Origin of the sequence: Williamsia sp. MIQD14 (genome assembly GCF_051025635.1) — a bacterium.
In the GTDB taxonomy this organism is placed as follows: Bacteria; Actinomycetota; Actinomycetes; order Mycobacteriales; family Mycobacteriaceae; genus Williamsia_A.
In genome coordinates this window covers 51,889-66,162 of record NZ_JBPFDG010000003.1, presented here as the reverse complement: position 1 = coordinate 66,162, position 14,274 = coordinate 51,889, and the positions used below count along the sequence as shown (strand labels likewise).

13 protein-coding genes are annotated in these 14,274 nt (G+C 67.9%); 5 read left to right on the top strand and 8 right to left on the bottom strand.

What is annotated here, in order from left to right; all coding sequences use genetic code 11:
* Positions 1 to 14: 14 nt before the first annotated feature.
* The 3 genes from ACQ7HM_RS11825 to ACQ7HM_RS11815 are packed head-to-tail and all read right to left on the bottom strand — an operon-like array spanning position 15 to position 2,997.
* Complete coding sequence (locus tag ACQ7HM_RS11825) at positions 15 to 866, bottom strand: alpha/beta fold hydrolase (RefSeq protein WP_434216480.1); 852 nt, start codon at positions 864 to 866, stop codon at positions 15 to 17.
* The gene (locus ACQ7HM_RS11820; protein WP_434216479.1) at positions 863 to 1,753 is read right to left on the bottom strand and encodes an SDR family NAD(P)-dependent oxidoreductase; all 891 of its coding nucleotides are present in this window, start codon (positions 1,751 to 1,753) and stop codon (positions 863 to 865) included. The genes ACQ7HM_RS11825 and ACQ7HM_RS11820 overlap by 4 nt, the downstream gene beginning before the upstream one ends.
* Positions 1,750 to 2,997, bottom strand: coding sequence for an NADH:flavin oxidoreductase/NADH oxidase family protein (locus ACQ7HM_RS11815; RefSeq protein ID WP_434216478.1), 1,248 nt, complete (start codon positions 2,995 to 2,997; stop codon positions 1,750 to 1,752). Before ACQ7HM_RS11815 ends, ACQ7HM_RS11820 begins: the two co-directional genes overlap by 4 nt.
* A gap of 108 nt (positions 2,998 to 3,105) precedes the next feature.
* On the opposite strand from ACQ7HM_RS11815, the gene ACQ7HM_RS11810 reads away from it, so the two are divergent.
* Positions 3,106 to 3,675, top strand: coding sequence for a TetR/AcrR family transcriptional regulator (locus ACQ7HM_RS11810; RefSeq protein ID WP_434216477.1), 570 nt, complete (start codon positions 3,106 to 3,108; stop codon positions 3,673 to 3,675).
* A 21-nt stretch (positions 3,676 to 3,696) separates the two neighbouring features.
* Here the strand turns inward: ACQ7HM_RS11810 and ACQ7HM_RS11805 are convergent, their stop codons facing one another.
* The 3 genes from ACQ7HM_RS11805 to ACQ7HM_RS11795 all read right to left on the bottom strand — a co-directional run bounded on the left by ACQ7HM_RS11805 (position 3,697) and on the right by ACQ7HM_RS11795 (position 6,043).
* Positions 3,697 to 4,299: a TetR/AcrR family transcriptional regulator gene (locus ACQ7HM_RS11805; protein ID WP_434216476.1), complete on the bottom strand. Its 603-nt coding sequence runs from the start codon at positions 4,297 to 4,299 to the stop codon at positions 3,697 to 3,699.
* A 71-nt stretch (positions 4,300 to 4,370) separates the two neighbouring features.
* A complete protein-coding gene (locus ACQ7HM_RS11800; protein WP_434216475.1) occupies positions 4,371 to 5,165 on the bottom strand; it encodes a strictosidine synthase in 795 nt (264 codons plus the stop codon).
* A 5-nt stretch (positions 5,166 to 5,170) separates the two neighbouring features.
* On the bottom strand, positions 5,171 to 6,043 hold the full coding sequence (locus tag ACQ7HM_RS11795) for an alpha/beta fold hydrolase (RefSeq protein WP_434216474.1): 873 nt from the start codon (positions 6,041 to 6,043) through the stop codon (positions 5,171 to 5,173).
* Between the two features lie 139 nt (positions 6,044 to 6,182).
* Between ACQ7HM_RS11795 and ACQ7HM_RS11790 the strand changes: the two genes are divergently transcribed.
* From ACQ7HM_RS11790 to ACQ7HM_RS11775, 4 genes are all read left to right on the top strand, one after another.
* Positions 6,183 to 7,130 carry an AraC family transcriptional regulator gene (locus ACQ7HM_RS11790; protein WP_434216473.1) on the top strand — a complete coding sequence of 316 codons (948 nt, stop codon included), beginning with the start codon at positions 6,183 to 6,185 and terminating at the stop codon, positions 7,128 to 7,130.
* Positions 7,131 to 7,259: 129 nt separating this feature from the next.
* Positions 7,260 to 9,065 carry an FAD-dependent oxidoreductase gene (locus ACQ7HM_RS11785; protein ID WP_434216940.1) on the top strand — a complete coding sequence of 602 codons (1,806 nt, stop codon included), beginning with the start codon at positions 7,260 to 7,262 and terminating at the stop codon, positions 9,063 to 9,065.
* Positions 9,062 to 10,129: a maleylacetate reductase gene (locus ACQ7HM_RS11780; protein ID WP_434216472.1), complete on the top strand. Its 1,068-nt coding sequence runs from the start codon at positions 9,062 to 9,064 to the stop codon at positions 10,127 to 10,129. The genes ACQ7HM_RS11785 and ACQ7HM_RS11780 overlap by 4 nt, the downstream gene beginning before the upstream one ends.
* Complete coding sequence (locus tag ACQ7HM_RS11775; RefSeq protein ID WP_434216471.1) at positions 10,126 to 11,025, top strand: intradiol ring-cleavage dioxygenase; 900 nt, start codon at positions 10,126 to 10,128, stop codon at positions 11,023 to 11,025. The genes ACQ7HM_RS11780 and ACQ7HM_RS11775 overlap by 4 nt, the downstream gene beginning before the upstream one ends.
* Before the next feature lie 10 nt (positions 11,026 to 11,035).
* Here ACQ7HM_RS11775 and ACQ7HM_RS11770 read toward each other — a convergent pair whose 3' ends face one another.
* Together ACQ7HM_RS11770 and ACQ7HM_RS11765 are read right to left on the bottom strand one after the other, a co-directional pair.
* Positions 11,036 to 11,164 carry a hypothetical protein gene (locus ACQ7HM_RS11770; protein WP_434216470.1) on the bottom strand — a complete coding sequence of 43 codons (129 nt, stop codon included), beginning with the start codon at positions 11,162 to 11,164 and terminating at the stop codon, positions 11,036 to 11,038.
* Positions 11,165 to 11,663: 499 nt separating this feature from the next.
* Positions 11,664 to 14,135: an alpha/beta fold hydrolase gene (locus tag ACQ7HM_RS11765; RefSeq protein WP_434216469.1), complete on the bottom strand. Its 2,472-nt coding sequence runs from the start codon at positions 14,133 to 14,135 to the stop codon at positions 11,664 to 11,666.
* Positions 14,136 to 14,274: the final 139 nt, after the last annotated feature.

Genomic DNA, 14,274 nt, shown 5'->3' with positions numbered 1-14,274 from the left:
AGGGCGCGTACGGGTCAGGCGTCGAGGAACTCGACGACCGCGGGAACGAACTCCCGGTGGTACTGGAAGATGCCGCCGTGCCCGGAGTCGGGGTAGATGGTGACCTGCGCGTCGGGCAGTCGCCGCGCCAGATCGACGGAGTGCTCGCTGGCGACCATCAGGTCGTGATCACCGTTGGCGACGAACGCGGGCTGGGTGATGACGGACAGGTCGTCGGGCTGCGCCTTCCCGCCCCGCACGATCGCGCGCAGCTGGGCGATCCCCGCCTGCAACGAGATCGGTTGGTCACGATCTGCGGTCCGCTCGTCCAGCCGCGCGAAGTAGTCGTTCGCGGCGCGCTTGCCCTCGGTGGTCCGGGGGAAGAAGAGGAAGTGTCGCGGATCCTTGCGCGCGAGAAACGCTTTCAGGTAGGCCCACCCGACGATGCGCGACATCTTGTCGATCCCGCCGCCCCCACGGGGGCCGGTCCCGGTAAGGACGATCTTGCGGACGAGATCGGGAGCCTGCAGCGCGACCATCTGCGCGACGGCGCCGCCGAGCGAGAACCCGATCACGTCGACCTTCTCGTATCCGAGCGCGCGGATGAAGGACACGGCGTCGGCACCCATGGCCGCGATGTCGGACGGCACCGAGCCGCCGCTGGCGCCGACTCCGCGGTTGTCGAACGTGATCACGTGGTGGCCCTGGGCGACACCGTCGATCACGCGGGGGTCCCAGTCGTCGAGAACGGCGGTGAAGTGGTGCAGGAACACGACCGGGACCCCGCCGACGGGGCCGAGTTCGCGGTAGGCGAAGGGCAGTCCGTCGACGTTGGCGAACTGGGTCGGCGCGTCGCGCCAGGTGGTGGCGAGTCGGGTGGCGTTCACTGGTGGATCTCCTTGGTGGTGGTGACGGGTCGGATCTGTGCGGGTGGTTGTCGGTTGTCGAGGGTGGTCAAGACTTCTCGGAGCCGGTTGTCACGCAGGAGCATCGAGTCCAGCGTCGGCCCGATCAGTCCACGGGCGACGGAGAACGGGATCCAGCGGCCCGGCTTCATCACGCGCGGTGAGCGCTTCTCGAGGCCGTCGACGATGGCTCCGGCGGCGGCCGCGGGCGTGAGGCGTTTCAGGAGCGGGCGCGGCAACACCTTCATCACATCGCCTGCCGTGGTGTCGTTGTCGACGCCCTGCTGGATCATCGGTGTGTCGATGAGCGAGAAGTAGACCGTGGTCACCGACACGTCGTGCGCGGCCATCTCGACGCGGAGACCGCGGCCGAGTTGCTCGATCGCGGCCTTGCTCATCGCGTAGGGGATGGTCGCCATCCCGTTCAGGAACGCGAACACCGAACTGAGCAGCACGATCTGGCCCCTGCTCTCGATCACCTGGGGCAGCGCGGCCTGCACCGTGTTCAGCACTCCGGTCATGTTGACCGCGAAGAGCTGGTCGATCGCCTCGGGCGGCGTGGTGCGCAACGTGGCGGTGCGGGCGAGGACGCCGGCATTGGCGACGACGATGTCGATGCGTCCGAAACGCTCGACCACCTCGTCCATCGCCGCCGCCAGGCCGGCGCGGTCGGTGACGTTCGCCGTCACCCCGATCGCACCGAAGGGGTGCCGCCGGGCGACGACTCCCGCCGTGTCGGGATCGAGGTCGATCACCGCGACTCGCGCTCCGCGCCGCACCAATTCGGCCGTCGTCGCGGCGCCGATGCCACTGGTGCCGCCGGTAACGACCGCCACGGTGCCGCGCAGATCGCGACTCTTGCGCCTCATCGCGTACCGCGACGCGGGTTGAGGGTGATCCGTCCGTTGCGACGCACCAGCGCCACGGCCGTCCGCAACCGTCCGCGATCGGGGTCCGGTGCACGGCCTGCGCCCATGCGGTGCAACTGATCGGTGTGCCATCCGATGCTGAGCACGCTCTCGATCGCACCCGGATCGGTCACCTTGGCCAGGGCAGAGCGCATCGGCATCCGCACGTCCCGCGTGACGAGTCGCTTCGTGGCGCCACTGAGAACGGACTCGGCGGCATCGGCGTCGAGCACGGTCGGACGGGCGATCCCGACCACGTCGCACTCGCCGGATTCGATCGCCTCGGACATGCCTGCCTCGGTGCGGAACCCACCGGTCACCGCGATCGGCACCGTCCCGGCGGCCGAACGCACCTCGCGCGCATAGTCCAGGAAGTACGCCTCGCGCATCCGTGTGCTCTCGGCGACCGAGCCCGACATCGCGGGCGACTCGTAGGTGCCGCCACTGACCTCGATGAGGTCGACGTCGAGGTCGGCCAGGCTCGCGACCACGTCCCGCGACTCGGCCTCGGTGAACCCCCCGCGCTGGAAATCTGCCGAGTTCAGCTTCACCGCGACGGCGAACCCGGGTGACACCCGCGCGCGGACGGAACGAACGATCTCCAGGAGGAACCGACGACGACGCTCCGGGTCGCCGCCCCACTCGTCGGTGCGGAGGTTGGTCAGCGGGGAGAGGAACTGGGTGACGAGATAGCCGTGCGCGGCGTGGATCTGGACGCCGTCGAAGCCGGCCGCCTCACACACCACGGCTGCCTCGGCGAACTTCTCGATCAGCTCGAGGATCTCGGTGCCGGTCAGCTCACGGGGCGTCGCGGATCCGGGGAGGTTGAGGGCGACGGCGCTGGGGGCGACCGGAGTGTGACCGAAGGCAAGCGGATTGGCCTGTCGCCCGGGGTGATTGAGCTGGACGAAGATGGGGACACCCGCGTTCTTCGTCGACGTGGCCCACGATGTGAGTGCCGCGAGATGGCGATCGTCCTCGATGGCCACGTTGCCCACCTCGCCCATCTGGGTCCGGTCGACCATGACGTTGCCGGTGACGAGGAGTCCGTAGCCACCCGTCGACCAGGTGCGGTAGAGCCGCTCGAGCCGCTCGTCGGGCTCATTGTCTGCGCCGCCGAGCGCCTCGCTCATCGACGCCTTCATGATTCGGTTGGGCAGCACGACGCCGCAGGGCAGGGGCAGAGGATCTCGCAACGAGGCCATCTCGGTCCTTTCGGAACTCTGTCTTACGGTCGTAATATGATGATCGTAAGACTATGCGATACGATCGACGAAGCGCAAGCACTTGTCGAGAACCGAGAAGAGGAATCGATGACACGGCAGGACACCCGCAAGGAGCAGACGCGAGCACGCATGATCTCCAGCGCGGGTCGCCGACTGAAGACCGACGGGATCGACGGATCGGGCATGAGCGCGCTCATGGCGGATGCCGGCCTGACCAATGGTGCGTTCTACGCGCACTTCGGCTCGAAGGTCGACCTCGTCGCCGCGGCCGTCGCCGATCAGGTCCGCGGTCAGCGCGACGCCATCGCATCGTTGCCCGACGCGCGGGAAGCAGTCGCGCAGTTCATCACCGAGTACCTGTCACCACACCACCGGGACCACCCCGCGGACGGATGCCCCTCCGCCGCACTCCTGACCGACATCGGACGATCGAAAGACGTTGTGCGCGACTCGTACACGACGGAGATCGAGAGCATGATCGCGCTGCTGGCCGATCGGATCCACTCCGCGGACCCCGACCGGGCCAGGGTGGACGCGATCGGGCTGATCACCACACTCGTCGCGACGATGCAACTGGCACGGGCGATCTCCGACCCGGCCGCCTCGGACGAGGTCCTCGCCGCGGGGCGTGTCAACTGCCTCCGGTACCTGAGCTGAGCCTGTTCTCCGGCGCCAGGGTCAGCGTCGGAGGAGAACGGTGATCTGTCCGCGGATCTCGCCCAGCAGGTCCTCGATGTCCCTGTGCACGTTGGTGGTGAGAGCCATCGCGAGAAACATGATCGCCGTGACGATGTGAGCTTGCGCGGCACGACCGGGATCCCCCGACGTGTCGCCCTCCCGCGCGAGGACTGCGGTGATCGCGGCTTCGGTGTCCACCGCCAGCGCGAGAGCCTGGGCGTGATGGGGCTCGTCGTGATCGCCGAACACGACCTCACGTTGGTAGGCACGCCCGTTCTCGATCTGCTTGCGGTTGCACTCGACGATCGGGCGGATGAGTGACATCACCGCGTCGACGGTGTCGGTGACACCGTCGGCCGCGGCGATCCCCCGCTCGAGCGACTGCGCATAGTCCGCGTTCTGCACGAGCAGCAGCAACTCGCCTTTGTTCTTGGCGTACAGGAACACCGTGCCGGCACCGACATCGGCACGATCGGCGATGTGCTGCGTCGTCACCTCGGCGAAGCCCCGCTCGGCGAAAAGTTCGCGGGCGGCGGTGGCGATACGCTCCAGCTTGTCCTGCTTGTTGCGTTCTCGTCGGCTCATGGCCGGAAACGGAGGCATCGGCGAATCCTCCTCGAACTCGTACGTGGCCGGTGGCGTGCTGTCACCACGATCCCATGCGTGAACGGGCGTTACGCGAACGGCTCGGGCAGGACCACGCCACCGGTGACGAACGTCAGCGTCTCAGAGACGTCGTAGGCGTGCAGCGCCGATGTCCGATCACGCAGGGTCGGTGCGAGCGAGGCGACGCGGTCAGAGGCGAGGAACGCGTCGCGGGTGTAGCCGTCGGCGAAACCCACGAGGAGCGACGCGTGGAATCGTCCCTCGGGCGGGTTGTCGTGGGCGACGTTCGGGGTGTCCCAGAGTTTCTCGTTCCACGGCATGAACATCTGCAGCCGCATCTCCGTGGGGAGGCCGGTCCCGGCGATCGCCGGGACCAGATCCTCACGGACGAAGGACCGGAACGCTCGTCCGCGCACGCCGTCGCGTCGACGGAGGAGTAGGAGGACCCGGGACCCCACCGGGGCACCGTCACCACCGACCGCGTACCACCGCGACGCCCCGGGGAGACCGCCGTAGAGGATCGTCCGGCGGAACAGGTTGACCTCGTCGGCGAAGGCGAGCTTGTTCTGCTTGCGTCCCTGCAGCGGCGCAAGGACCGACGACAGGGTCACCTCGGCGACGCCGTCAACCCGCCGGTGCTGCGGGATCGCGGTCTCCACGCCCTCGACCTCGGGCCACATCCCGGTGTTCTCCTCGGCGAGGTGGATCTGCCGGTACTCGCCGAATCCCGGTGTCGCCGAGATGATCTTCGAGTGCGGCCCCCGCCACCGGTCCATGCTCGCCTGGCGCGGCAGGTCCTCGCGCACCCACAGCAGGATCGACGACGAGAAGTGCTTCTCCGAGGCGGGAGTTCCGCCACCCACGACCATCAGCGTCCGTCGCCGAGGAATTCGACCGCGACAGGCGCGAAGTCGTCGTGGTACTGGAAGATGCCGCCGTGACCGGAGTTGGGGTACATGATCAGCGTGCTCCCGGCGATGCGGGAGTGCATGTCCTCCGACAGGGGTGACGGCACCATCCTGTCGTTGTCGCCGTTGGCGATCAGGGTCGGCTGGGTGATGATGCCCAGGTCCGACGGTGCCGATCGGCCGTACTTCTTGATGGCCGACAGCTGACTCAGGAAGGCCGCGGGCTTGATGTCCTTGTCGCGGTCGACGGTGCGTTCCTTCAGCCGCTCGACGAACGCCTTGCCGGCTGCCTTGCCCGTGGCGTCGCGGTTGAAGAAGAGGAATTCCTTGGGGTCGGACCTCGTCAGCGTGGCACGGAAGATGTCGTAGAACGTGACACCCGCGACCTTGTCCATATCCTTGCCGCCGCGTGGGCCGGTGCCGGTGAGGACCAGCTTGCGCACCAGTTCAGGGTGCGCGACCGTCAGATCCTGCGCCACCATGCCGCCGAGCGAGAACGCGAAGATGTCGATCGTGTCGAACCCGAGTGCGCGGACGAAGGTGTAGGCGTCCTCCGCCATCTGCTCGATGGTCTTGGGCGTCGTGCCCGTGGAGCCGCCCACGCCGCGGTTGTCGAAGGTGATCACGTGGCGGTTCGCTGCGATCGGGTCGACGATGCGGGGATCCCAGTTGTCCAGCGTGGCGGCCAGATGCACGAAGAACACCACCGGGATCCCGCCCCGTGGCCCGAACTCGCGATAGGCGTACGTGACTCCCCCTGCGGCGACGGTTCGGGCGGGTGCGTGCGCATAGGACGTGATCACGGGTTCGTCGGATGGGTTCTCGGCAGACATGACGGCGACCTCCTGGAGGAATGTGTGCCCGCGGCAGGGGGCCGTAAGCGACTGCACTCAATAATGAGTGTACTCAGTTTTCGTGTCAAGGTCTCGTCGTCTCCTTGACGCGACGGCCGGGCGGGGTGACTGTGAGGTCATGACGCAGCTCACCGCGTTCTCCACCGCCGATCTCCCGGTCGGCGATCATGTCGCGGAATGGGAGCGTCACAACGCGGCGCAGTTGATCGGCCTGCGGTGCACGACTCTCGACGGGTCACGGCTCGACGCCAGCGAGATCACCCGCACGCTGCCGTCGGTCCAACTGGGTCGCGTGCAGGGATCGGCACACGTCGTCGAGCGGACCTCGACGTCGGTGTCGGCGAATCCGACGGACGCCGTCGTCATCTACTTCGCACTCGCGGGCAGCGGCTTCTTCCACCACACCGGCGGTGCGTTCCTGGTCGATCCCGGGCACCTGGTCATCTGCGATGCCGACAAGCCCTTCATGCGTGGCTTCTCGGGTGGGTTGACCGAGCTGGTCGTGAAGATCCCCCGCACGGTCGCCCGCGACCTCATCGGCCGCGATGTCGTCGGCGGACCCACGGTGCTCGAGTTCGGGACCGGGTCGTCGGCAGATCTGCGCGCGGCGGCGTTGGCCCGAGCGGTCACGCGCTCGCTGGACCACGGCGTGGACGACGACGCGACCCGGGAGTCCGAGGTCCTCGATCTGATCCGCTCGGTGCTCGACACCAACCGCCGAGCCGACACCGCCGTATGGGCTGAGATGGAGGTCGTCGTCGCCCGGTCCGCACACGACCCGCTGCTCTCCGCATCCGACATCGCCGCGGCGGTGGGCGTCAGCACCCGCCAGGTGTCGAGGTTGTTCGCCGCGCACGACACATCTGTCTCGGCGTATGTCCTTCGACGCCGACTCGACCGGGCACACCGACTGCTGTCCCAGGTCACGGACCGACGCCCGACGATCGGTCAGGTCGCCACAGACTGTGGGTTCTCCTCACCGGCGTATTTCTCCCGGACGTTCCGCGCTGCTTTCGGGGTGACCCCGACGGGGTTTCGCAACGCCGCCTCCAGCCATCTCGCTTGACGTTTTCGGCCAGTTCCTGGTCCGATTCCGCCTGCGCTGAGAGAGCTCGGAAATGCTGAGCTGTGACGTGTGACACTGCCGATGACGATCCGGTGCAACGGTGCGCGGATCCGCTTCGAGAGGCACACCATGGTTGCGTTCGACGACGGAATGGCCGACACCGCCCTGCCCGGCGAGCATCAGATCGACACCGACGTGGTGATCGTGGGATCCGGGCCGGCCGGGGCGTCCGCCGCGTTGTTCCTGTCGACGCTGGGTGTCGCGAACGTCATGCTCACCAAGTACCGATGGACGGCGAACACGCCCCGCGCGCACATCACCAACCAGCGGACCATGGAGATCCTCCGCGACGTCGGCGTCGAGGACCAGGTGCTCGCCGAGGCGACCCCACACGAACTGATGGGGGACACGGTGTTCTGCACGTCGATCGCGGGTGAGGAGCTCGGGCGCGTCCTCACCTGGGGAACCCACCCGGCGCGGCACGGTGACTACGTGCTGGCGTCACCGTCGTTGAACTGCGACATCCCGCAGACCTACCTCGAACCGATTCTCGTGAAGAACGCGACGATGCGGGGGACGCAGACCCGGTTCTCGACGGAGTACCTCTCGCACACCCAGGACGACGCCGGCGTCACCGTCCGCGTGCTCGACCGGTTCAGCGGCATCGAGTCGACGATCCGCGCAAAGTATCTGATCGGCGCCGACGGTGCGCGGTCGCGTGTCGCCGACGACATCGATCTGCCGATGGAGGGGCGCATGGACATCGCCGGGTCGATGAACATCACGTTCACCGCCGACATGGCCGCGTTCGTCGGACACCGGCCGTCGGTTCTGTACTGGGTCATCCAGCCCGGGTCGAACGTCGGCGGCATCGGGGCCGGCCTCGTGCGCATGGTGCGCCCCTGGAACGAGTGGTTGATCGTCTGGGGTTACGACATCGCGGGCGAGCCGCCGTCGGTCGACGAGGCCGAGGCCATCCGGATCGTGCGCAATCTCGTCGGGGATCCGGACCTCGAGGTGCAGATCACCGGTACCTCGTTGTGGGGCAACAACGAGCAGTACGCGACACGCCTGCAGTCCGGCCGCGTCTTCTGTGTCGGCGACGCCGTCCACCGGCATCCACCCAGCAACGGACTGGGGTCGAACACCTCCATCCAGGACTCCTACAACCTGGCCTGGAAGATCGCCGCGGTGCTGCGCGGCGACGCCGGAGCGGCGTTGCTCGACACCTACACCGCCGAACGCGCCCCGGTCGCCGAGCAGATCGTCAAGCGGGCCAACAAGTCCGGTCGGGAGTTCGTCCAACTCTTCGACGCCCTCGGCGTCACCGGCGCGACCACCGAGGCGGAGATGATCGAACAGATGGCCGAACGCAAGGCGAACACCCCCGCCGGGGCACGCAAGCGCGTGGCCATCGCCGCGGCGATGGACATCAAGAACTACGAGTTCAACGCCCACGGTGTGGAACTCGGACAGTTCTATGTATCCGACGCCGTCGTCTCCGACGGCCCGGCTGCGGAGCCGCTGCGGGACGCCGAGTTGTACTACCAGGCCTCCACGGTCCCCGGCGCGCGACTGCCACACGTGTGGGTCGGCGACACCACACACCGGTACTCCACCCACGACCTCGCTCCGTCCACCCAGTTCACGCTGTTCACCGGCATCGCGGGCGACGAGTGGGGCGCGGCCGCCGAGTCGGTGTCGCAGCAGCTCGGGGTGACGGTCCAGACCGTCGTCATAGGACCCGGGCGCGAGATCACCGACCTCTACTTCGACTGGGCCGCGGTCCGCGAGGTCGACGAATCGGGTGCGATCCTGGTGCGACCGGACAAGCACATCGCCTGGCGAGCAATGGTTCTGCCGTCGGAGCCGGAGGCCGCATTGCGGCAGGCCATGGCCACCGTGCTGTGCCGGCCGGTGTCGGTGACCGCGTGATCTTCGTTCACGACACCCCGGCCCAGCGAGTGCTGTTCGGTCACGGGCGCGCCGGCACGCACCTCGCCGACGAGGTCGTCCGGCTCGGCGCGGCGCGGGTCATGGTGATCGCCACCCGCCCTCATCCCGAGGTCATCGGGCCGATCCCGGTTGTCGTGCACCACACCGATGTGGCCCCGCACGTCCCTGTCGATGTCGCCGACCACGCCCGGACGATCGCGAGCGAGAACGCTGTCGACCTCCTCGTCTGCATCGGTGGCGGGTCGGCGACCGGGTTGGCGAAAGCGGTTGCGCTGACCGCCGGCATCCCGATCGTCGCGATCCCCACGACCTATGCGGGATCGGAGGCCACCGACGTCTGGGGGTTGACCGAGCAGGGCACCAAGGCCACCGGGGTCGACCGTCGCGTGCTGCCGACGAGTGTCATCTACGATTCGGCGCTGAGTGTCGGATTGCCCCTGGAACTCACTGTCGCATCCGGCCTCAACGCCCTCGCGCACTGTGTGGACTCGATGTGGGGTCCGCGCGCGGATCCGATCAACGCGTCGACGGCCGCCGCCGGGATCCGGGCGCTGAGCGCCGGGTTGCCCACTGTCGTCGGCGATGCCGCCGACCGGGCGGGTCGAGACGAGATGCTGCTCGGCGCCTACCTGTCGGCCGCCGCCTTCGCCTCCGCCGGGTCAGGTCTGCACCACAAGATCTGCCATGTGCTCGGCGGCGCCTACGACCTCCCACACGCGCAGACCCACGCCGTGATCCTGCCGCACGTTCTCGCGTTCAACGCGCCGGCCGCGCCCGACGCGGCACGGATGATCGCCGCCGCGTTCGGGAACGAGTCCGCTGACCACGGACTGGCTCGACTTCGCGGACGGGTGGGCGCCCCGACATCCCTGCTGCCGTACGGTTTCGACGCGACCATGATCCCGGACGCGGTTGCACGGATCCTGCCCGTGGTGCCCGAGTCCAACCCACGTCCGGTCACCGCGGGCGACCTCACCACCATTCTCACCGCCGCCTGCACGGGCGACGTGCCCACCGCATACCCGTTGGAGAGCCGGACATGACACCCGAGAACACACCGACCGTCTCACCGACACAGGCGGCGCGCGAGGACGAACTCGTCGACAGGGTGGTGGCGTCGTTCGACACCGCCGACGATCCCCGACTCCGAGATGTGTTGCAGTCGCTGACCCGGCACCTGCACGCCTTCATCCGCGACGTCCGACTCACCGAGGACGAGTGGAACACGGGCATCGAATTCCTCACCGCCACCGGACACATCACCGACGACCGGCGTCAGGAATTCATCCTGTTGTCGGATGTGCTCGGGGCGTCCATGCAGACGGTGACGGTGAACAACGAGGCCCGCGGCCAGGCCACCGAGGCGACCGTGTTCGGGCCGTTCTTCGTCGAGGACTCCCCCGAGGTCGCGATCGGCGGAGACATCGCCGGCGGTGCGAGCGGTCAGCCCTGCTGGGTCGAGGGCACGGTGCGCGACGCGGACGACGAACCGCTCCCGGGCGCCCGACTCGAGGTGTGGGAAGCCGATGACAACGGGCTGTACGACGTTCAGTACGACGAGGAGCGGACCAGCGCCCGCGCCCACCTGTTCAGCGACGACGACGGTCGGTATGCGTTCTGGGCGCTCACCCCCACGCCCTATCCCATCCCGCACGACGGCCCGGTGGGGTCCCTGCTCGCTGCCGTCGGCCGGTCACCCATGCGGGCGTCGCATCTGCACTTCATGGTCACCGCGCCCGGGATGCGGCGACTCGTCACCCACATCTTCGTGCGCGGGGACGACCTGCTGGATTCCGATTCGGTGTTCGGCGTGAAGGATTCGCTCGTCATGGACTTCGTCGAGCAGCCGATCGGAGAACCGACACCCGACGGTCGCGACCTGGCCGGCTCGGCGTGGGCACGCGTCCGATTCGACATCATCCTGGCGGGCGCGGAGTAGGCGCTGCGGGCTAGGAGTACGACCGTTCCTCCGCGATCGCGCGCGTGTACCCGAAGACAGCGAAGACGATGTAGGTCGCTACGAACACCACAGAGAACTGCACGCTCTTGCTGCGCGACAACGAATCCAAGACCGACATGGTCACCCCAATCGACGACATCACATTCCCGCGGCCCATTATCTCGCCACTTCCCCACCGGCGCAACGTCCCCTGTCTGATCGGAATTGCTCCCATGGGGGTCGGTTGAACGCAGGAGACTTGGGGGAACGCGGCACCGATCCGACCGGTCTCGACGTCAGCCGAGACCGGTCGGATCGGCATCGGGCCTAGCTCGAACCGAACAGTCCTGCACCGAGTCCCAGCAACAGGTTGCCGACACCGAGACCGCCGAGCAGACTTCCGACGAGCAATCCGAGTCCTCCGAGCAACATGCGTTTCTCCTTCGATGTGGTCACCGCGTGGCCACTCCGGTCACGCAGCAGATATCAGATACTGCATTCGGACATCGCGATGGTAACTATTTGACGTCGGTTCCGCCCGCGCTTTCGCGGCACCCGGAGGTTCTCGGTAGTCGCTAAATCGTGCTTTGCTTTCTCAAATCTGTTCGGCACAAGCGGTATTCGCGCGTTCCGGCAGGTCAGTCGCGGAGCGCAGCGTCGATGACGCGGGCCACTGCGGCGACATGCGGTGCGTGGAGGACGTCGACATGACCTCCCGGGACGGCAACCAGGTGGACCTGACCCGAAGTCACCGATTCCCACCAGGACCGCTGATGGGTACTGCCCTGCGCGCACAACACGGTGACCGGGGCATCGATACGCCGAACACGGTGGCGACGGAGCATCCGAACACCGCGGTGGTAGAACACGATCCACTGCGTCACGGGGTCGAAGACCTTGCGCCCGGCCACCGGCAATCGCAGGAAGAGACCCACGAGTTGCCGATGGGTCATCGTCATCTCGACCTGCTCCGGGCCCTCGGCGTCGAAGTGGATGACGTCGTCGGCGGGCGGTGATGCGACGTCGAGTTCGGCGATCGACGCGAACGTGAGTGCGGAATCGATGAGAACGACGTGCTCCACGGACTCACCGTCAGCGGCGAGTTGCGCCGCCATCTCGAGCGCGACCAGCCCGCCCATCGAATGACCGGCCAGATGGTAGGGACCACGGGGTTGCACGGTGCGGAGATGCTCGATGTTCCTGGACGCCATGGCGACGACAGTGCGGTCGGGGCGACCTGGTTGTTCGAGGCCTCGTGCCTGCAGCCCGACGATCCGACGCCCGGGCGCCAACGCCCGCACCAGCGGGATGAACGCGGAGGCCGGGGCGCCGGCACCGGCGACGAGCGCCAGCGGGGTGTCGACGCCCTCGGTACGCAGGGGCACCAGAACGCCCCCGCCACCTCCGGCACGGCGTGTGGCGTCGCTGTTCGCCTCCCGCACAACGCGAGTGAGTGTGGCGATGGTGGGCGATGCGATGAACACCGCCAGATCCACCTCGACATGGAGCATCTGACGGAGGGTCGAGGTGATCCGCGCCAACATGAGTGAGTCCACCCCTGCCGCCACGAGGTCCTGATCGGCGTCGAGATCGCCGGGTACCGATGCCCGCGTGAGCGCGAGGCGTACGGCGGATTCGACGACGTCAGGTGCGCGGCGACGGCGACGCCGTCCGGGTGGCGCCGACAGCGGCGGCAACGCCGTCGGCGGTGGCAGTGCCGCGCGGTCGACCTTGCCGCGATCGGTACGCGGCAGGGCGGCCATACCGACCACGAACCTCGGGACCATCCACGGCGCGAGGGTGCCCGCCACCCGAGTGCGCACCTGCTGCTCCAGTTCCCCGCTCGTCACCGTCGTGCTCCCCACGTAGGCGACCAGTTCGGTGCCACCGTCCGTCTCGACACCCCGCACGAACGCCTCGTCGACATTCGACATCGCCGTGATGGCGACCTCGATCTCGGCCGGCTCCACCAGGTAACCGCGGATCTTCACCGCGTCGTCCGCGCGACCCAGGATGTGCAGTGTCCCATCGGGGTCGAGGAAACCCCGGTCGCCCGTTCGATATCCGCGACCTGATCCCGCATCGGGGAGGAAGCGGTCTGACGAACGGTTCGCATACCCCACCGCGATGGTCCCGCCGACCACGATCACCTCGCCGACCCCACCGGCGGGCAGGGCGTGTCCCCCGTCGTCGACGATCGTCACCTGTCGGAGGCCGGGCAGGCCCCTTCCCGCGGCCACCCGACCCGGGGGTACCTCGTCGTCCGGATCGATGACGGTGTGCCCGACGAGCCCGACCTCGGTCGCCCCGTACCAATTGACCACCCGCGGTGCGGGTTCGGCGAGATGCCTGGCCAGAAGAACATCCTCGCGGGTGGACGGTTCACCGTAGAACGTGATCTGGCGGACGGACGGCAACGGCGCGTGGGCCCCGTCGCGGACACCCGCCGCGAGACGTCGTACGAGACTGACCGAGGAGTTGATCGCCGTCGGACGCTGGTCGTGCAACCAGTCCATCAGGGTCTCGACACCCATCCGACGCGCATCGGCCAGCAGCACGGTGGCACCGGCGAGGAGGCCGGAGAACAGAGTCGTCAGTCCGGCACTGAAACCGAGCGGCAGCACGTCGGCGATCCGGTCACCGTGAGTCAGACGCTGGCCCACGACCGCCTCGTACGCCTTGCCGACGGCGTTCTCGTGATCGAAGACGACACCCTTGGGCTCACCCGTCGATCCCGAGGTGAACACGATCGTCGCGACATCGGTCGGCTGTGCACTCGGCGGCGAGATCGACGCCCCCTCGAGTGCGTCCCCGATGCGCTCGGCATCGGCGAGCTCGGCGTCGGCCAACGCGAGGATCCGGGTCACGCGCTCCGCCGTCAGCTGCGGATCGAGCGGCACCAGCGCGCGTCCCGCGATCAGGGCCCCGAATGCCGTCACCAGGGGTTCGATGCGGTCATCGAGACCGATCGCCACGGCCCCGCGGCCCGCACCCGCCAGGACCGACGCCGCCTGCGACGCCCGTTCGAGCAGATCCGCATACGTGATCTGCCCGTCACGGCCGACGATCGCGACGGCGTGGGGCACGTCGGTCGCGGACGCGGTCAGCATCGCGGCGACGGTTCTCGGAACCGGGCGGCCCCCCGGGACAGCAGGTGCCGTCGCCGGATCGAGCTGTGCGTGCATTCCTGTCGCGTCGGTCATGGTCGTCCCTCTCCCCGACGGGAGAGTTTACGTGCAGATGGACACA